This is a genomic window from Paenibacillus sp. FJAT-26967 (genome assembly GCF_001541095.1).
Classification (GTDB): Bacteria; Bacillota; Bacilli; order Paenibacillales; family NBRC-103111; genus Paenibacillus_F.
Genome location: NZ_LMXH01000008.1, coordinates 124,029 through 143,043 on the forward strand (window position 1 = coordinate 124,029; position 19,015 = coordinate 143,043).

Annotated in this window: 17 protein-coding genes; 4 read left to right on the top strand and 13 right to left on the bottom strand. The window is 53.2% G+C overall.

All coding sequences use genetic code 11. The features are described from left to right. Positions 1-406: 406 nt before the first annotated feature. The gene (locus AR333_RS21830) at positions 407-2,485 is read left to right on the top strand and encodes a glycosyl hydrolase family 18 protein (RefSeq protein WP_068777491.1); all 2,079 of its coding nucleotides are present in this window, start codon (positions 407-409) and stop codon (positions 2,483-2,485) included. A gap of 314 nt (positions 2,486-2,799) precedes the next feature. Then, positions 2,800-5,445, top strand: a complete 2,646-nt coding sequence (locus tag AR333_RS21835) for a U32 family peptidase (protein WP_068777492.1) — start codon at positions 2,800-2,802, stop codon at positions 5,443-5,445. A gap of 164 nt (positions 5,446-5,609) precedes the next feature. Here AR333_RS21835 and AR333_RS21840 read toward each other — a convergent pair whose 3' ends face one another. The 13 genes from AR333_RS21840 to AR333_RS21900 all read right to left on the bottom strand — a co-directional run bounded on the left by AR333_RS21840 (position 5,610) and on the right by AR333_RS21900 (position 16,603). After that, positions 5,610-6,347: a hypothetical protein gene (locus AR333_RS21840; RefSeq protein WP_068777493.1), complete on the bottom strand. Its 738-nt coding sequence runs from the start codon at positions 6,345-6,347 to the stop codon at positions 5,610-5,612. 2 nt (positions 6,348-6,349) lie between these two features. Beyond that, a complete protein-coding gene (locus tag AR333_RS21845) occupies positions 6,350-7,114 on the bottom strand; it encodes an S-layer homology domain-containing protein (RefSeq protein WP_068777494.1) in 765 nt (254 codons plus the stop codon). A 25-nt stretch (positions 7,115-7,139) separates the two neighbouring features. Then, a complete protein-coding gene (locus AR333_RS21850; RefSeq protein WP_068777495.1) occupies positions 7,140-8,000 on the bottom strand; it encodes an S-layer homology domain-containing protein in 861 nt (286 codons plus the stop codon). Between the two features lie 37 nt (positions 8,001-8,037). Then, positions 8,038-8,319 carry a hypothetical protein gene (locus AR333_RS21855; protein ID WP_156430983.1) on the bottom strand — a complete coding sequence of 94 codons (282 nt, stop codon included), beginning with the start codon at positions 8,317-8,319 and terminating at the stop codon, positions 8,038-8,040. A gap of 43 nt (positions 8,320-8,362) precedes the next feature. Further along, positions 8,363-10,201 (bottom strand): collagen-like protein, encoded by a 1,839-nt coding sequence (locus tag AR333_RS21860; protein WP_068777497.1) that lies wholly within the window; start codon positions 10,199-10,201, stop codon positions 8,363-8,365. Positions 10,202-10,260: 59 nt separating this feature from the next. Further along, on the bottom strand, positions 10,261-10,659 hold the full coding sequence (locus AR333_RS21865; RefSeq protein ID WP_068777498.1) for a TadE family protein: 399 nt from the start codon (positions 10,657-10,659) through the stop codon (positions 10,261-10,263). Between the two features lie 25 nt (positions 10,660-10,684). Beyond that, positions 10,685-10,900 carry a Flp family type IVb pilin gene (locus AR333_RS21870; protein WP_068777499.1) on the bottom strand — a complete coding sequence of 72 codons (216 nt, stop codon included), beginning with the start codon at positions 10,898-10,900 and terminating at the stop codon, positions 10,685-10,687. A gap of 89 nt (positions 10,901-10,989) precedes the next feature. Further along, positions 10,990-11,919 (bottom strand): type II secretion system F family protein, encoded by a 930-nt coding sequence (locus AR333_RS21875; protein WP_068777500.1) that lies wholly within the window; start codon positions 11,917-11,919, stop codon positions 10,990-10,992. A gap of 4 nt (positions 11,920-11,923) precedes the next feature. Then, entirely contained in the window at positions 11,924-12,865 is a 942-nt protein-coding gene (locus AR333_RS21880) for a type II secretion system F family protein (protein ID WP_068777501.1), read from the bottom strand. Next, positions 12,855-14,201 (bottom strand): CpaF family protein, encoded by a 1,347-nt coding sequence (locus AR333_RS21885; protein WP_068777502.1) that lies wholly within the window; start codon positions 14,199-14,201, stop codon positions 12,855-12,857. Before AR333_RS21885 ends, AR333_RS21880 begins: the two co-directional genes overlap by 11 nt. Beyond that, a complete protein-coding gene (locus tag AR333_RS21890) occupies positions 14,176-15,378 on the bottom strand; it encodes an AAA family ATPase (RefSeq protein WP_068777503.1) in 1,203 nt (400 codons plus the stop codon). The genes AR333_RS21885 and AR333_RS21890 overlap by 26 nt, the downstream gene beginning before the upstream one ends. Then, positions 15,375-16,061 (bottom strand): Flp pilus assembly protein CpaB, encoded by a 687-nt coding sequence (locus AR333_RS21895; protein ID WP_068777504.1) that lies wholly within the window; start codon positions 16,059-16,061, stop codon positions 15,375-15,377. Before AR333_RS21895 ends, AR333_RS21890 begins: the two co-directional genes overlap by 4 nt. 101 nt (positions 16,062-16,162) lie before the next feature. Continuing rightward, on the bottom strand, positions 16,163-16,603 hold the full coding sequence (locus tag AR333_RS21900) for an A24 family peptidase (RefSeq protein WP_068777505.1): 441 nt from the start codon (positions 16,601-16,603) through the stop codon (positions 16,163-16,165). Positions 16,604-17,064: 461 nt separating this feature from the next. Here AR333_RS21900 and AR333_RS21905 point away from each other — a divergent pair, with 461 nt between their 5' ends. After that, positions 17,065-18,303, top strand: a complete 1,239-nt coding sequence (locus AR333_RS21905; protein WP_068777506.1) for an ABC transporter ATP-binding protein — start codon at positions 17,065-17,067, stop codon at positions 18,301-18,303. After that, a complete protein-coding gene (locus AR333_RS21910; RefSeq protein WP_068777507.1) occupies positions 18,296-19,012 on the top strand; it encodes an ABC transporter permease subunit in 717 nt (238 codons plus the stop codon). The genes AR333_RS21905 and AR333_RS21910 overlap by 8 nt, the downstream gene beginning before the upstream one ends. The last annotated feature ends 3 nt before the right edge of the window (positions 19,013-19,015 follow it).

Sequence of the window (19,015 nt, forward strand, 5' to 3'; positions counted from 1 at the left end):
AAAATCAGGTACTATTGGTCCTTCACGGCCGCACTGTATGCAGTTGGCCTTAGTTTACCTAAACTCGGAAAAAAAATCAATGCCGGGGCAGGGGATGGAAACTGGAGAAAAATGTTTTTATGGAAATAGAAGGGAATTACTGGAAGGAGTCGAATTGATTATACTAAAGACGCCGCCACCGCACTCGGACATTTGTTGTTTGCAGTTGCAGTGGCTGCAGATTGTGGTGCCTGAAAGTTAAAGCGCTTTACTTTCACGGGGGCACCGGCAAAGGGGGGGGGGCATAACAAGTCATTGGCATCGGTTAAACAAGGCTGACTGCTGATCGGGAGGGTGTAAGCGGATTCTGAGGCCCGAATTCAGGCCTTATGATGGAAGTACAATTTTGAAGGGAGAGAATTAACGAATGGCTCAACAAACCAAAAGAGGACTCGCATTTTGCCTGGTCGTACTACTGCTTCTTATGGCTTTACCGCTGACTGCTTTAGGTGCTAACCCATGGGCACCCAATACCGCTTATAAGACGGGGGATGTTGTCACATACAGCGGCAGCAATTATGAATGCATACAGGGGCATACTTCACTAACGGGCTGGGAACCTTCGAATGTGCCTGCTTTATGGAAGAAGCAAACCGGTACGCCGACTCCTGACACCCAAGCCCCAACCGCCCCTACAGTCCTTAAAGCAGGGGCAGTAACAGGAGCTTCAGTCGCTCTGAGTTGGACGGCTTCTACTGATAATGTAGGTGTAAGCGGTTACAACATCTACAACGGAACTACGCTGGCAGGTTCATCGGCCTCCACCAGTTTCACGGTGACAGGGCTGACGGCCAACACATCTTATACCTTTACGGTAAAAGCTAAAGATGCGGCTGGCAATCTTTCCGCGAGCAGCAATGCGGTCACCGTTACGACGACTGCTCCGGACACGCAGGCTCCAACAGCGCCAACGAAGCTTACCGTAGGTACTGTCACAGCTAACTCGGTCGCTCTGAGCTGGACGGCTTCGACGGATAATGTCGGGGTTACCAGCTACGAGGTATACAAGGGCACAGCCTTGGTAGCTGCCGTGACCGGTACTAGCTACACCGTAACGGGTCTGACAGCAAGTACGCTCTACACGTTTACCGTCAAAGCTAAAGATGCAGCGGGCAACGCATCGCCTGCGAGTGCGGCGGTAACTGCCACGACAACGGCCCAGCCTGCGGGAAATAATGAGATCATTGCTTACTTCCCAAGCTGGACTTCTTATAATACACCTGAATTTACGGTGGCTAACATCGATCCGACCAAAATGACGGTCATCAACTATGCTTTCCTGGACGTCTGCTGGAACGGCAGACACGGTAACCCGTCTACCGATCCGGAGAATCCGAATAAGAATACGTGGCCTTGCCAAGATGGGAATGGCGTGGCCAATAACGCACCGAACGGTGCAATCGTTCTTGGCGATCCGTATGTGGACGATAACGGTGGAGGCGGCGGCTACGAGAGCTTGAAGAAGCTCGCACAGCTCAAAACTCAAAATCCGAAATTGAAGCTTTTTGCATCCGTAGGCGGCTGGACATGGTCGAATCAATTCTCTAATCTGGCAGCAGATCCGGCAACCCGCCAGAACTTTGCAACATCTGCAGTATCCTTCTTGCGTCAGTACAATTTTGATGGCATCGATATTGACTGGGAATATCCGAACTCCATCGGCGTTCCTTGCGCGACAGGCCAAACCTGCCAGCGTACTGCGGACAAAGCCAACTACACGCTCCTGCTGCAAACGCTGCGTCAGCAGCTCGATACGGCTGGACAGCAGGACGGCAAGCGTTACTACATTACGATCGCTTCGTCTGCTAACCAGTCATTCCTCAACGATGCAGGCGGAACGTCGAACTGGCTCTCCCAGGCAGCGACGTACCTGGATTGGATTAATATCATGACCTATGATTATCATGGTCCTTGGGAGAATGTGAGCAACATCCCGTCCGCCCTGTACAAGGATCCAAGCGATCCTTCCGGAGCGACGCTGTTTAATGTGGAATCTACCGTAAATCTCTACCTCAACAAAGGAATTCCGGCAAGCAAACTTACCGTGGGAGAAGCTTTCTACGGCTATGGCTGGAATGGATGTAACGCGGGCGCCAAAGGCGACGGTCTCTATCAGAACTGTACCGGAGGTGCTACTACAGGCTCGGACGGTTCGACTTTCAACTTCTCTTACCTGCAGAACAAAGGGTATTTGACAAAGGATGCAAGCGGCAAGTATACAGTCGGCGGCAACGGCTTTACGCGTTACTGGAACGATGCGACCAAGACGCCTTATCTTTACAATCCGACTAGCAAAATCTTTATCGCATACGAGGACGAAGCATCCATTCATTTGAAAAATGAATTTATCAAAACAAAAGGTCTTCGCGGAGCTATGTTCTGGGAACTGGAAGCGGATAGCAACCGGAATCTGCAAACCATCGTCTCGAATGACCTGCCTCATTAATCAAGAAAAAGCTATGTAATCAACTGAATTAGAATTCGGAACACGTATCTTGAATTCGTATGATATTGAATTTCGTTCTTGAACTTATCCTGCGCGTAATCCGCGTGAACCGTCTTACTCGTATGAGAAGCTGTCTCCCTGGCACATTTCACTGCCGGCGGGACAGCTTTTTACATGTGGAGAGCAAACGGGTTCTTTTCTGGTAAAATGGCTATAAAAAGCAGGCCGGAAACGCTTATTCCAGGTTGCGGTCGGGGCTGGGCAAAGGTACACTAGTTATGTAACCTGATTTGCACAACGAAAGGATTTGAATCATGCGATCTTTACGCAGAGAAGATATAGAGCTGCTGGCCCCTGCGGGTGATTGGGACTGCCTGAGAGCGGCGGTAGCTAACGGAGCGAATGCGGTCTTTTTCGGGGTTGAGAAATTCAATGCCCGGGCTCGCGCGCACAATTTTAAGATGGATGAGCTGTCCGACATTATGTCGTTTCTTCATTTATATGGCGTCAAAGGATTTCTGACTTTTAATATCCTCGTGTTTGAGGACGAGCTGCGCGATGCGCAGGAACTGATCGAAGCCTGTGTGGATGCGGGCGTGGATGCTGTTATCGTGCAGGATCTTGGTCTTGTCAAAATGATCCGTGATATCTCGCCGGATTTCCCGATTCACGGTTCGACGCAGATGACGATTACTTCACCGGAAGCGGTGGAATTTACAAAACCATTCGATATCGAACGGGTCGTGCTCGGCCGGGAGAATAACTTGAAGCAGATCAAGACCATCGGAGACCAGGCCAAGCTGCCGATGGAAGTGTTTGTGCACGGCGCACTATGCGTGTCCTATTCCGGACAGTGCCTGACATCCGAAATGTGGGGCGGACGCTCCGCGAACCGCGGAGAATGTGCGCAGGCATGCCGCCTGCCGTACGATCTGATCGTCGACGGAGATCCTAAACCGATGGGTGATGTGGCCTACTTGCTGTCGCCCAAAGACCTCGCCGCGATTGAAATTGTACCGGAGCTCATCGAAGCGGGTGTAACCTCGTTCAAAATCGAGGGCCGCTTGAAGAGTCCCGAGTACGTAGCCAACGTGGTTAGCAAATACAACCGGGCGATTGACGCGTACTTCGAAGGCAAAGATGAGAAGCCGTCGAAGGAAGACATCCGGGAGCTTCAGCAGAGCTTCTCGCGCGGATTTACGACCGGCTTCCTGCAGGGGACGAACAACAAGCAGCTCGTGGATGGAACATTTCCCAAGAGCCGCGGCGTGTTCCTCGGCCGTGTGAAGCAGGTGCTGCGCGACGCGGTGCTGTGCGAGATCGAGGCGCCGCTTAAGCGCGGCGACGGTATCGTATTCGACGCCGGCGATCCGACGAAGAAAGAAGAAGGCGGCCGTGTGTACGACATCCGGCGCAAAGGAGCCAAAATCGAAGGAGAAGCCGAAGGCGGCATCATCGAGATCGTGCCGGGCCGCAGCGACGTGGATCTTGGCCGCGTGCGCGTCGGCGACCGGATCTGGAAGACCAGTGATCCGGCGCTGGACAAGCGGCTGCGCCAGACGTACGAGACGGAGAAGCCGTATCGTACGTTCCCGGTGCATGTGCGCGTAACCGGCACAGCCGGACAGCCGCTGAAGACGTGGTGGAGCGACCCGTCTGCGGGCCACAGCGTCTTCGTCGAGACGGAAGCCGCGCTCGAAGCGGCTCTGAAGCGTCCGCTCGGCGAGGAAGTGCTCGCAGAGCAGCTGGGCCGGCTCGGCGGTACGATCTTCGAGCTCGCGAGCCTGGACGTCCAGCTCGGCGGCGATGTGATCGTACCGATGCGCGAGCTGAATGCGCTGCGGCGCCATGCGGTAGAGCTGCTCGAGGCCGAACGTCAGAAGCCGCGCAGCTACATGAAGCGCGATGTCGACGCCTACGCCGACGAGCAGGTGCTTCAAATACCGGTGAGCGCTGAAGAGCGCCGCATGAGCGGCCGCGGGGATGCTGCTCCGCAGCAGGAAGACGCGCAGGCGTCCGCTGCAGCCGGTGGCAGTGAGGCTGCTTTGGCTGGCGGGCATGCGGGCCAGCCTTACGGCGTACGCCTCACCGCGCTATGCCGCGGCATCGAGCAGGTGCTCGCGGCTGTCGAAACCGACGTAGATATGATCTACGCCGATTTCGAGTTCATCAAGCAGTTTCCGGCCGCTGTGGAGGCCGCTCATGCTGCCGGCAAGAAGATTGCGCTGGCGACGCCGCGCATTCATATGCCTGGAGAGAACGGCTACTTCCGCAACATCTTAAAGCTGCGTCCCGATGCGGTGCTTGTGCGTAATACGGGTGCGATGTATTTCTTCATGAAGTACCTCGCGGAAACCACGGAAGACTATCGTCCGGAGCTGATTGGGGACTTCTCCTTGAACATCGCCAATCACAAAACTGCTTCGCTGTTTGTAGACGCGGGCTGCAGCCTGGTCACGCCGTCGTATGACCTGAACATCCAGCAGATGGTTGATATGCTGTCCCGCACCGATACGTCCAAGCTGGAAATGGTTATTCAGCAGCATATGCCGATGTTCCACACCGAGCACTGTGTGTACTGTACGTTCATGAGCGAGGGAACCGACTTCACGAACTGCGGCCGTCCGTGTGAAGACCACCGGGCATCGCTGCAGGACCGGATCGGCATGTCTCACCCCGTACGAGTGGACGAAGGATGCCGCAATACGGTATACAATGCCATTGAGCAGTCGGGCGCGGAGTACTTGAATCACTTCCTGGAGCTGGGCGTCCGTTCCTACCGGGTAGAATTCCTGGAGGAATCGCCGGAGAAGGTCAAGGAAGTTCTGGAACTGTACCGCCGTGCTATCTCCGGGAATATAACGGGAACACAGGTCTGGAAGACGCTCAAAGCAACGAATCAACTCGGCGTAACGCGCGGTCAGCTAGTCAAGTGGGGCCGTGTAGACACAATGGAATAAGCCGGGAATAGCAGAATAAATCAGGATAAAAAAATGGGCTTAAACCGCCCCTTTGCAGGTAAATAAAATACACCTCTTCGAACATCGGACGCAATCTCAGCTGCTCCGATGAATCGAAGGGGTGTATTTGTATATCCATGCTATTCCCAGTGATTCTTTACCATTTACCAGGAAATCCGGGCAGGTGCCGCTCTAACTGTAATGTCGAAGTCCTTGGAAGACACGTTCGCTGCCGCCGCCGCATCCAGATCTTTCTCGAAGGATAGTCCGTCAATCTTCAACGTCCGGGCCGCTTTGAGCAGCAGCTTGGGGGGTTCGCCGCTTTCATTCTCAAACGGAAATTCAATCTCCCCCACCAGTGAGTTCCCTTTGTTCTGCTCAATGGCCGTAACGGCCGCATACTTGATGAGCTCACTGTTCTGCAGATAAGCATCCATGAGTTTATCCCCATTCTTCTCTGCCGTATAGTCGCTGGCAAAATGGGTGTGTTTAACAACCAGGAGCCAGTGATCTTTGGCTTTGAAAGCATGGGACTTCACGATTTCAGTCAGTTCGCCGGACCCGAGGAAGTTCTCCACGGCTTCTTCGAAGGTAGGCCTGTCCTCTTCCGGAAACGATTCGATATACTTGTCGATTTTCTCGAGGAGGTTGCTCATGCTTTCTTCGGATGCGTCTTCCATTTTCTTCTGGAATTCGTCCCGGAGGGTTTGTACGGCTGCTATGGCTCCGGTATCCGCAATGTTCTGGGCCTGCCTTTTTTCTATAAAAACCGTAAAGTAATAGAACATACATACACTCCCGATAATGACAGCGCCAAGCGTGAAAACTGTAAGAATCGAAGTACTGCCGGTTTCATTCCGCAGGGGGCTGAGTGTATTTTTGAACATACGGATAGGTTTCATGGTTAGGATTCCTTCTTCTCGTAGAACTTGACAATCCAGGCTGCCGCCTCTGCACGGGTTACGGCCATTTGAGGATTAAGCCGGGGAACATCTCCAAACACCTGATGATAGAAATCGTCGAAGAAAATATAATGGTCGACCGCGACCCGGTAAATTTCCTGAACCTTATCGCCGTCTTTGCGGAATTTCATGAAGGTGTCCGAGTAATCTTGCTTGGGACTTAGAATCCGCTCGGTCCGCTGATACCAGCCCCACAGCTGTGCCAGCTCTTCGCGCGTCAGCTCCTTATCCGGTTGAAAAGAGCCGTCCTGCATGGCGGTGACCCGTTCTGAAGCTTTGAGGCCGGCTAATAGGTCTGCGTACGGATGGTCGGCCGGGACGTCCTGAAATACCGGCTGGTCCGGTTTTTTCTTGACGGTGTCCTTCGGATCGTATCCGTGCGCCCAGGCCAGAAATTCGCCGCGCTGAATCATTTCATTCGGCTGGAACATCTCGCCGTCCAGATTCACGGCTCCAGACGCGAGCAGCTTGACAATGGCCTCCTGTTCGATGTGGCCGGCGATGTCCTTCACGCGCAGGGGACCGCGGGGCGAGGAGGTGGCGTCACCGCCAGAGCCGCCTTCCGGTGACGCAGACGTCCCTGTCGGCGCAGGTGTAGCGGCCGGACTGGCGGCGGGTTTGTCCGCGGAGCAGGCAGAACTGAGCAGAAGCGCCGCCAGCAGGCAGGAGGCCGGAGCCGCTTTGATTCCAGAGTATTGGCGTTCCATCGGAACCCTTCCTTTCGCAGGCCGGCTATTTGTTCTGCCGCCTCTGTTCGAATTTGGTCTTCTCGTCGCCCGTCAACTCGTTATAGTAGGTGGCGATCCACAGCGCCGCTTCCGAGCGTGTGACGGAGCCTTGCGGGCTGAGTGCCGGCGTTTCGCCGAAGGCTTTGACGATGAGCTTGTTTTGAGAGTAATGGCCTACCGCACGTTTGAAAATCTCACCGACCTTCTCGCGGTCGCTGTACTTGCGGTAGCTGATCTCGGCGGCTGCGAGCGGAATCAGCGGGCTGACGACGTTGTCGGCGCTCTGGTACCAGCCCCAGAGCAGAGCCAGTTCTTCGCGCGTCAACTCCTTGTCCAGCTTCATACTGCCGTCCGGGAATCCGGTTACGACACCGGCGCCCTGCAAGCCCTCGATAAGGTCGAAATCTTTATCACTGACCGTCACATCCGTAAAGCTGGCTTTTTGAGGCTTACGGGGCTTAATCCCTTTGGAGTCAAAACCATACATCCAATGGATGAATTCCCGGCGGGTAATCGCCTCGCCCGGGCGGAACTGTCCGCCGCTATCGGCCATCACCGCTCCGCTTTCAAGCAGAGAGGTAATGGCCTTCTCGGCGGGATGTCCGGCGATGTCCGTCACTTGGACGCTGGCGGCAGGGCTAGCCTGCGGCTCGGATGCCACCACCTCTACCTCAACCTTCTTCTTGCCGATCTCCGCAGGGGAAGGAGAACCGGAAGGAGAGGGACTTGGTGATGCGGCCGGGGAGGCGGAGGGCGATCCGGTAGGTGCTGCTTCCGCAGACGGGCTGCTTTCTTCCGAACTGCATCCGGCTGCCAGGAGGGCGGCTGTGCTGATCGTCAGCAGCGTAAGCTTTAAGGAATTCAAGCGGGACACATCCTTTGTGCAGTTAAAGTGTCATACTTTAGAAGAACGCATACTTGGCAGCAACGAGTGCAAGGACAAGCAGCAGGCGGAGATTGTATCCTTTCCTCGTCTGGCGGTCTGCCTTGATATAAAGGGCAATGAGCAGGAACAAACCAGGGAGGAGGAGCAGGGCGCCTAGTATGACACCTGTCTGATATGAAATATAATCATGATCTCCTCCCAAATAAGCGATAACAAGACCGCACAGGAAGAAAAACAGGGTGTAAATCCCCAGCCATTTGCCCAGCCGGTCGGCACTGACATCTTTTAAGAAATTCATAAATAACATTCACGCCCTTGTCTTTCGCAGAATTGTCCGGCGATTACTTGCCGCCCTTTAGACCATATTGATTTTCAACCGCTTTATTCGCAGTCTGCTCGGTCGCTTTCTCGACCACTTGCTGCTGATTGGCTACCTTATCCAGATTGTTCTGGTTTTCCAGCAGGCGGTCGAATTGTCTCTGCGTCACTTGGTTTCCGTTGTTATTCCATTGGTTTAACGTATTGTTATTTACGGCATTCGGATTGATTTCTCCGTTCTGCCACATCCGGTCCAAGGATCGGTTCGTGATCTGTCTCTGACTGACATTGGCATCACTGAATCCCGGTGCCGTGACTCTGACTTCATCGACTGTTGTGCCGATATCTCTATCCAGACGAACCTGGTTCAATCTCGTTCTAAAGATGGGCTGGATAATAAAGGATTTGATGAAGCTTGTCTGAGCGGCCTCTCCATAATTAGGCTTTTCGCCTTTGATAAAAGGAGTAACGAAAAGACCCTCGGCAAAGCTGACTACGGAGTTGGCCATCCGCTTACCGAATTTGCTGACTGCTTCCGACCCGAGCACGTTGGCCACTTTGTCGATAACCAGTGCGCCTACGAAGCTTTCCACTCCCATTTGAAGATATTCCGTGGAGGTAGGGAGCTTTCCTTCGAAAGCTACTTTAACGGCCAGATTGATTCCAAAGTTAGAGAACATCGTGACATTAAAGCTTTTGCTGATTAAGGTCTTGCCGAACGCAGTTGCTGCATTCATGAACGTTTCCTTAATCGTAGCCCCCCGAAGCGCAGATAATCCGTTCCGCACGCTGGTAAACGTACCGCGGGAGTAAGCGACGATCCGGGAACCGATGCTGCTCATTCCGCCTTTGAACCCGGATGTTCTGAAGAGCTGGATTCCTCCGCGTATAGCTCCTATTACACCGGACTGTGCTACCGCTATCGTACCGATCGCACCTAATGCTCCAATGCCGATTCCCTTGGTCCAGCTAAAGTTCTCTCCGGACATGATGCCATAGATGCCGCCTGCGACAATACCGACAACAGCTGCGGCGATAAGCACAGGTGCTCCGATGGTAACACCGATAATAGCGGCCCCGATTACAACGACACCGATTACGATGCCTGCTCCAATGGCTCCGGCCACACTTCCTTTGGCAAAATCTGTTGCCTTGTCCCATAAAGTTTCGTACCAAGGCTTATCAGGCTCCTTGGTCTTATCAGAATCGGTTTTGCCCGGATCTATTTCTCCGGCATCCGTGCCTGCACCCGGGTCCAGTTTAGGAGGATTGAGTTTATTGCCTGACGGTGAATTTCCGTCTCCTTGATCCCCATCCGGATTGAGGGGATCGGCGTTCGGGTCTCCTTGTCCGCCGGGACTCCCGTCTCCTTCCGGATTTCCATTGCCTTCAGGGTTTCCATCGGCACCGGGGCTGCCATCCGCACCCGGCTGGCCTTCCCCGTCAGGTGAACCGTCAGCGCCAGGCTGGCCATCTGCGCCCGGATTGTTCTGGCCGCCCGAGTTTGCTCCCGGCGAGCCGCCGGATCCCGGGGTTGTTCCACCAGGATTTGTCTTGCCGTTGTCCGTGCCGCCGTCTCCGTTTCCTGTTTCGTCTGAACCGGGAGTATCTTTCCCTCCCGGAGTATCTTCACCGCCAGGCGTCCCATCGCCGTTAGGATCGTTGGGATCTGGCGCCATATCAGCCGGATTGGCTGTTTCGATCCGGATGTTGTCTTGTCCTTCGGATTGTTTGGGAGTAAGGGTCCGGGAATCATAGCCTACATCAATATCCCGTGCCGCCGCCGATAGTACAGTCAGGCAGGCGGTTGCAAAAAGCATCACTAACAAAGGAAGTGCCAGCCTGATCAGTCTACGGTACATAAATAGTCCCCTCTCTTGAAAAAAATCAAAGTCTTCCCCGGTTGCCGGACGGGGAGACTTTATGGATCCTCTTTCGGTTCTTTACGGATCGTAACCTCAGAGGTTATGGGTATGGATAGTCCTGTGGTATCAAACAACTGGCTGTTCGTCAGAAGCGGGGCTTCCAGGGTAACGGAGACCGTTACATAGGTATTATCCCCTCCGCCGGAGTAGCTCCGGCTTACTTCTTTTACGACATAGCCGGTAGCAATATTACGTGCGGCTATATCATAATCCGTATCCATGATATCCTCGGTCATCGCTGCCCGGGCACCTTCCATCGCCGCTGCTTTGGCCGTAATGGCCGTGCTGGCGGCGAGGGCAAACTGCCAGACGATCAGAATCATAAGCAGGAACAGCGGAAGCACGCCAATAAGCTCTATGGCCTGGGAGCCTCTTTCATTTCGAAGCCACTTCATACCGTCACCTGACTTTTGCGTTCTACTAAATTTTAATTTTATCGATAAATTCATTTAGCTTTCCCACCAGTTTTTCGGCAATTCCGCCATCTCCAAATGCGCTGATCAGCGCCATAATCAGAACAACCACGAGTGCGGCTACGCCGATATATTCAATAGCTTGCGCGCCTTTCTGGTTGCGGAGGGGCTGGATTGTACGCTGCCCAGCGGCATATAACCATGTTCCTAGCTGCTTTCTCATGTATGTCACCTCCTTTCAAGTGCGGGTAAGTATTCAGGATGGAAGCTGCTTTCATTTCGTAGGCTCGACCAGTAATCAGTAATCAGGAATCAGCTAAAAGCACTCCAATCGATTCCGATTCCTTCCGGGTTGTAAATAAAGTTAAGCACCAGCAATCCCATCACACAGAGCAGGACGGCCGGGAGGATGACGAACGTTGTAATCATCGTTACTTTCGGGCCTGCTTTAGCCGCACGTTCCTTGACATAGCCGATCCGGGATTCCCGCATGTCTTTGGCTAGAATTTTGAACGTATTGGCGATAGGCACGCCCAGCTTGCTGCCCTGGATAAGGGAAAGAACCAGCGTCTCCAGCTCTTTGCACTGATTGCGGTTCATCATCCGCATGTAAGCATCTTCACGTGGAACGCCAACGTCCAGCTCCTGCTGGAAACGGGTCAGCTCCTCGCTCAGCGGCCCCTCCATATTGCGCGTAATCTGCTTAATGGCAGGGTCCATCGGTACGCCGGCTTGTAAGGTCACGCTCATGGTATCCATAAAATCAGGCAGCTCAATCCCGATCTGCTGCTGCCGGTTCGATGCGGCTGAACGGATCCATACGATGGGGAGGAAGAGTCCCACCAGGATGAGCAAGATCTGGACAATTCCTCCGAGGCCGAGCCAGGATAGGAATGTGCCGATCAGCAGTCCCATGAACAAGCATAGAAACCGGAAGCCGTGGAATGAGTCTAGCGTCAGCCCGTTCGGATGGCCGGCAAGCGCGATCCTTCTCTCCAAATCTTTGTCGCTTACGAATAATTTAAATCGTTTTCCGAGCGGAGAAAGGCGGTCCGACCACTGGAAGACAGCGGCTTTAAACTTGTCGGATGCTTTCTGCCTTTTGCGTTTAGGTGTGATCTTAATAATTTGAAGCTGCTGGAGCAGCCCGATTCTTTTAACCTGCAGGCGCCATAACAATAAGGCGAATACAATCCAGCTGATAAGTGCGGCTGCCAGCAGTACATAAATCCAGGTGAGCATTCAATCACGCCTTTATATGAGAAACTTTACGGATAAGAATGAAGCCAACCAGCATCATAACAACGACCACAGCAAGCAGAATCAGACCCGGCAGCGTGAAAATCGGCATAATGAAGCCCTTGAATACGGTATTGAACACGATCACAAGAAACAGCGGCATCACGGCAAGGGAAATCGCGATATAGCGGGACTCCGCTGTCTGGTTGCTGATTTCCTTGTTCATTCGGGAGCGCTCTTCCAGCGTTTTCGCCAAATGATCGAGAGCTTGGCTCAGGTTGCCTCCTGCCTTGCGCTGAACAAGAATGGTCTGCGTCAAGAGCTGGATATCTTTACTGGTAAATCGCTCATGCAGTCTTTCCAGCACCTCATCCAGCGTTGTACCTATCTGGAGTTCGCTGGACATGGACATGAACAGCGGACCCGCCGGAGCTTTGAGCTCCTTAGCTACCATCTCAATGCCCTGCTGGATGCTGAGTCCGGCCCGCACCGAGCTGGATAACATCCGGCACACTTCAGGCAGCTGGCGGTTGATCTGCTCGGCATACTTCAGCCGCCGGCCCTTCAGCCACTGCTTAGCGCAGATGCGGACGCCGAAGTATCCGGCGATAAGGTTATACGGAGCTTTCAGGTCAAGCAGCGCAGTAAGCAGCACGGTTACGACTGCAAACAGAGCCAGCCGGATCAGCAGCCAATGCGCCGGCGAAAGCTTCAGATCGGCGCTTCTGAGCTGATCCTCCCATTCTCGGCCGTACTCAGTCCGGTTGAGCCTTTGCTCGGCCCGCCGCAGCGAGGAGTCCTTCTTCAGCGCATGCTCGGCATAGAGCGGTTTGAGCTGCTTATTCAGCGCGTTCTGTCGTTTACGGGAAGAGGTGATCTCTGCAACCGCCAGTACGCCGAACATGACGGTCAGGAACACGGCTCCATAGAGCAGCCATTCATCCCGCATGGTTTATCGAGCCTCCCTTCGGAAGGAAGAAATCACTTGGCAGTTCGTTTCCGAAGGAGCGGATCCGATTGGCGCAATCGGGCACATAACCGGTTGCTTCGAAGTTTCCAATAATGCGGCCGTTTAATTCAACGCTCTTACGATTAAAGACGAAAATTTCCTTCAAATTAAGTTGTCCGTCTTGTGTGACCGCTTCCGCTATCGAGACTATCCTCCGTGTGCCGTCCGTCAAGCGAAGCGTCTGCACGACCAGATGAATGGCCGCCGATATGAACGGACGTACGACCTCTGCCGTCATAGACGAATTGTTCATCAAGATCATGGCTTCGATCCGGGACATGGCATCCTGCGGTGTATTGGCATGGATCGTCGTAAGCGAGCCTTCGTGACCCGTGTTCATGGCCTGGAGCATGTCCATGGCTTCGCCCCCGCGAACCTCACCGACGATGATCCGGTCTGGCCGCATCCGCAGCGCGTTGCGGACGAGCTGGCGGATTGTGATCTCGCCGGAGCCTTCCATATTCGCCGGCCGTGCTTCCAGCGATACGACATTCTTGCGGCCGAGCCGCAGCTCCGCCATATCCTCAATAGTGATGATCCGCTCGCCTAAAGGAATGGCGGCGGAGACCACATTGAGCAGGGTCGTTTTGCCGCTTCCGGTTCCCCCGGAGATGATGATGTTCAGCTTCGAAGCGGCAGCCATCTCCAGGAACTGGGCCATCTGCGGCGATAAGGTCTGGAATCCGATGAGGTCATTCATCGAATAAGGGTCCTTCTTGAACTTCCGGATCGTCAGCACCGGCCCGTGCAGGGCAACAGGCGGTATGGCGGCATTCACACGGCTGCCATCTTCCAGCCGTCCGTCCACAAGCGGAGAGCTCTCATCGATCCGGCGTCCGATAGGAGCCACGATCCGGTCGATAATATGACGGATATGATCGTGGCTTTTGAAGGTTACATCAGAGAGTGTGATGGTACCTCTTCGTTCAATATAGACTTCGTTTGGCCCGTTCACCATAATCTCCGTGATGTCTTCCTCCCGTAGAAGCGGTTCAAGCGGTCCGAAGCCGACGGAGTCATTGAGAATCATGTTCAAGAGATCCGTTTTATCCTGCTGGGTGATGATGACCTTTTCCTGCTCAAGCATCTCCGTAATGAGCTTCTCGATCGTTTTGCGCTTCTGATAGAGCGGCAGCTTGATAAGATGATCCAGGTTGGTCTCCTTCAGGAGACGATCCTTGTAGTGCTGAAACAGGAAGTCCAGATAGTCCTCAGAAGTTTTCTCCACCTGGACTTGCTCATCGAGCCTGCTACTGAGCTTTTGGAAGATGGACATTCTTATCGCCTCCCATAGCTACCAGTAAGTCGGAGGTTAATCCGGCCAGATCGCGGACAGGCCCTTTCAGCTTCTTATCCTTGAGCTGGAACGACAGCGGCTCACCCAGATTGAAGTGAGACTGGAGCCCTTTGAAATCATCCGATATCTTGCTGATGACCGGAAGGCTGCTCATTTTGCCTAGATCATCGAGTGAAATATCCTGCTTCTTGCTGAATTTATTGACCACCAGAGCCACAATATCTTCTTTGAGCAGATGGTAGCGGTCGAGAATGTTGAGCACATCTTTCATGCGGACGATAGATGGACGCTCGAGATTGACGACATACAGAATCTTGTCGGACTGGCTTAAAGCACTGATCGATATCTCATTGAGCTCTTTGGGCACGTCGAGTATGATGCAGTCAAAATGCTGGCGGCAGGCCGACAGTAAGAGCTCGATATCCTCGCTGTGGAACATTTCCGCTTCCTGCGGATGGTTGGGCGACAGCAGAATGCTGAGCGGAGACGCCTCCGTTCTGCTGATCACGTTGTTAAGCTGGCTGAAGGTAAGCTCTTGGAGAACCGACTTCAGATCCCCGATATTCCGGTCATGCTTTAAGTTGAAAAGATGCTGAATACTCCCGAACTGCAGATTCAGATCGATTAACAGCGTGCGCATCTCGCTGTTGGCTGCGATAGCGTTCGCAAGGTTGGCAGCCAGGAAACTGGTGCCGGACCCGCCTTTGCCGCTGTAGACCGAGATAACAGTTCCGGACAGCTCGGCTGCCGATGTCTTGCTCAGCTCCGATTTGTGGCGGTTCTGCTTCAGCGTCTGCATAGCGCGCTCCAGCACCTTATCGAGCTGATCCAGCTCTTCCGGCACACGGATGACATCCGTAACCCCGCAGCGGTAAATTTCACGAAGCGTAGAGAAGTCCGCCTGCTTGCTCAGGAAAATAACGGGCGCGGTGCTGTTGACCTTGCGGATCTGCTGGATCGTCTGGGCAACATGGGGGTTGTCCTCTGATTCAACAAGCAGGATTACCCGGGGTTCCCTCGGGTCAATTTGCAGCGCCGCCTCGCGTGGCTTGTCGATCAGCTCCCCAACCGCCATATTGTGAAAATGAATGTTCTGGGCGAGCTGCTGGGTCAGCCGGTTATCGTCGCAGACGATAGAGATTTTCGGAGCCGTCATTTTTTCTCAGCGCCTCCTTCTTTAGATGCTTTCTGGGAGCCGCTCTTTAACACCCGGATTTCTTTGGCGTAATTAAGCCCCCATATTGCGCTTTTGGATTGCTCCAGAGTCAGGACGACTCCCATATTTACAATTTCATTATTGTTTTTCAGACCGACCGTGTTCACCGTAATATCTTTGAAAAGAACTTTCGTGATCCGTTTGTCACTCGGCCCGGAGGAATGGGGCTGTTCTTCGGCTTTGGGCGCATCTTCGGATTCATAAGTGACAATTAGATCTACTTTGTCTAATGCGCTAATCGTAGCATCGTCAAATACCGCTATAGGTGCCCGCAAAATGACCTGCCGGTATTTGTCGGACAGAATCGTGTCGTCCCGAAGGACGGTTGTCGTAAGAACTTCTCCTTTGGGGATAGGGACCATCGAGATCTTCCCCTTCAATTCATCTTTCGATTGGATCAGGGAAGGGAGCATGAATTTCTTCGGAATTTCCTTGGTTGCAATCAGGTTGTCCGGAATGGGTTTCCCGGCTTCGATATTGCCATCGGCTACATGAACCGTAACCATCTCGCCCAGACTTGCCTGGGTATTCGAGATGTAAGTGGAGAACAGCAGAATGGCAACGACCGCCATCCCGATGGAGATGGTCATGAATAACAGGGCGCGTCTTTTCGTTTCGAACATGGATGGCTACACCTCTACTGTGCTTTTGACGGAACATTTTTTTCGGAATATTTCGGTATATAAGTGTTGTTAGTAAAGCTAATATCCGCATTCATATCCTCTCATAAGCCTATAAGAATCAGGGTGGAGACAGCGATAAAGGGAGCCATAGGTAAATGGTCTACTCGTTTTGCGCCGGACTTCTTCAATTTTTGTAAGAGCAGAACCGGCCAAGCGATGCATGCAGCCAAAATGAACGTAAGCATAAGGGCCTGCAGCCCAAGCGTAAAACCTATTGCCGCCCCGATCATCGCGAACAATTTAATGTCCCCGCCTCCAAGCTGCCCCTTACTGGCCATGGCGATGAGCAAACAAATCCCTCCTAGGCCTAGAGCCCCTCCCAAAGTTTGAGTTAAACCCAAGTCGCCAAGAAATAAATGGATACCCACAAAATAAAGGAGACCCGGCAAGGTCAGCCAGTCATAAATAAGTCTGCGCCTCAAGTCCGTTATAACGGCCACAGTGAGAAGGACTAATAGAGGAAGCCAGACCCAGATGAACAACGCAGCACCTCCTTCACATCGTCTTCCTTTCCACAATATGGGTTGCATTACCACAAGGGATTCGAGATGAAACAGGGTTTTAAGACGCATTTTGACAAAAATACAGTAAAAATAAGTTAAAAGGTACTTTTGAACTAGAATAAAAATGCATTATAAGACCCTTAGAACTAGATAAAATTGTTAATAAGTAATAGTTATAAAGTGGAAGTATAAAAGTAAGTAATGCACTCTAGTTTAGAGAGTTAAAAACGATTGTCCGATAAAGATCAGAGAGTATTACCTATACATCTTCATAATTTGGACACATATTTTTAATCCAAGATTCAGTTTTGTTTAAGCTGTTTTTATTGTGTGCCAGCTATAGTAAGTACGGATTCTACAAAAGAAAGCAGTCTGACAAAAGAAGCTTAGCGGGGATGATCTTGTTATTAATATTTTTTCTGACAAAGGAGGAGTCCGTATTGCTGGAAGTGAACGGAGTCAGTAAGCTCTACGAGAATTCAAGAGGAGTCAGCGGAATTAGCTTCACGATGCAGCGCGGTGAAATTGTAGGTTTCCTGGGACCCAACGGAGCAGGCAAAACAACCACGATGAGGATGATTACGGGGTATCTTAATCCGACGAGCGGTAGCATTCACGTGAATGGTCTATCCATGGCGGACCACCCTCGTAAAGCGCGCCGCTCAATCGGCTACTTGCCCGAGACGCCGCCCCTTTACCCGGAGATGACCGTACGGGCTTATCTGAAATTCGTTGCCGATCTGCGCGACGTTCCCGCGAGAGATCAGAAGAGACGAATCGGCGAAATCATGGAGAAGCTCGGGCTGGGCGGCCGGGAGCACCAGATTATCCGCAGCTTGTCCAAAGGGTACAAGCAGCGTCTGGGTCTCGCCCAGGCAATCGTGCATCAGCCCGATCTGCTTGTGCTCGATGAGCCGACTTCGGGATTGGACCCGAAGCAGATCATCGAGATCCGCCGGCTGATCCGGGAGCTCGGCGAGAATCATACCGTGCTTCTGAGCACGCACATTCTGCCCGAGATCAACGCTCTGTGCAACAGGGTGCTGATCATTAACCAGGGACAGATTGTGCTGGACGAGAAGCCCGAGCTGCTGGGGCGCACGATGGGCGACACGTTCGAGGTGTCGCTTGAAGTGAAAGGGCCGCGCGAAGATATCGTGCGGCTGCTGGGCGCTACGCCGGGCGTGGCCGCGGTGGAGGTGCTGGGCAGCGATGGGAGCATCATCGATGCCGCTGCGGGGAGCGAAGCCGATGCGCGGGACACCGCGGCAGCGGGCGAGCCTCGCGCTGACAAGGCCGAGGCGGCAGGTACAGCCTCCAGCCTTTTACCGTTCAGCGCAGCGTCGGCTGAGGAACGGCAGCGTCCGCTGGGAGCGTCAGCGCTTAGCAGCCCCGGCGAGTGTGGCGGAGCGGGGGGTGATCCGCATATTGGCGGAGCCGCAGTCCTCGAAGACGGCACCGTTAAGCTTCGCGTGTCTGCTGCGGGCGGCACGGACATCCGGGAGCCGGTATTTTTCCAACTGGCCGAGGCGGGTTACCCGATTCTGGAGATGAAGCGGGAGAGACTCAGTCTGGAAGAAATTTTCCTCAAGCTGACAACAGATGAGAAGTTAGCTGGATCAGCTTCAGCCAATGAGGCGGATTCCGCCGCTCCGCAAGGAGGTGGCGAAGATGCGTAGAATGTGGGCTCTCTGCTCCAAGGAGCTGCAGTTGTTTTTTTATTCCCCGACATCTTACGTCGCATTTGCTTTTTACATCCTCGTGTCGAGTATTATGTTTTATGTTAATTTTGTCATGATCCAGCCAAGTCTGATTGACGTCCGGTATGTGGTCGGGAACACCTCTTTCATCTACTTGTTCATTATCCCGCTTCTCACGATGAGGCTGGTTGCGGACGAGTTCCGGCATGGGACGGATGAACTCCTGCTGACCTCTCCTGCCGGTACCGGGGAGATTGTACTGGGCAAATATTTGGCCGCGTTAATTGTTCTCTTCCTGCTCACACTCTGCAGCCTCGTGTATCCGCTGATCATGTCGGCCTTTGGCACATTGGATCAGCCCGTGCTGTGGCTTTCCTACTTAAGCATGTTTTTGCTGGGGGCGGCTATGATGGCGATCGGGCTGTTCGCCTCGACGCTGTCCAATAACCAGATGGTCGCCGGTATAGCCGGCTTTGCGATTCTGCTGCTGTTCTGGATGATGGACTGGGTGGCGGAAGGCTTCAACGGGAAGTTCCGGGAGTGGATTGAGCAGTTTTCGCTCAGCGGACGCGTAATCAATCTTCAAAAGGGTATTGTGCACGGTCCGGACATTCTTTTCTTCGTCACACTGGCGGCCCTATTTATTATACTCAGCATGCAGACTCTTGAAAGAAAGCGGTGGAGGTGACGG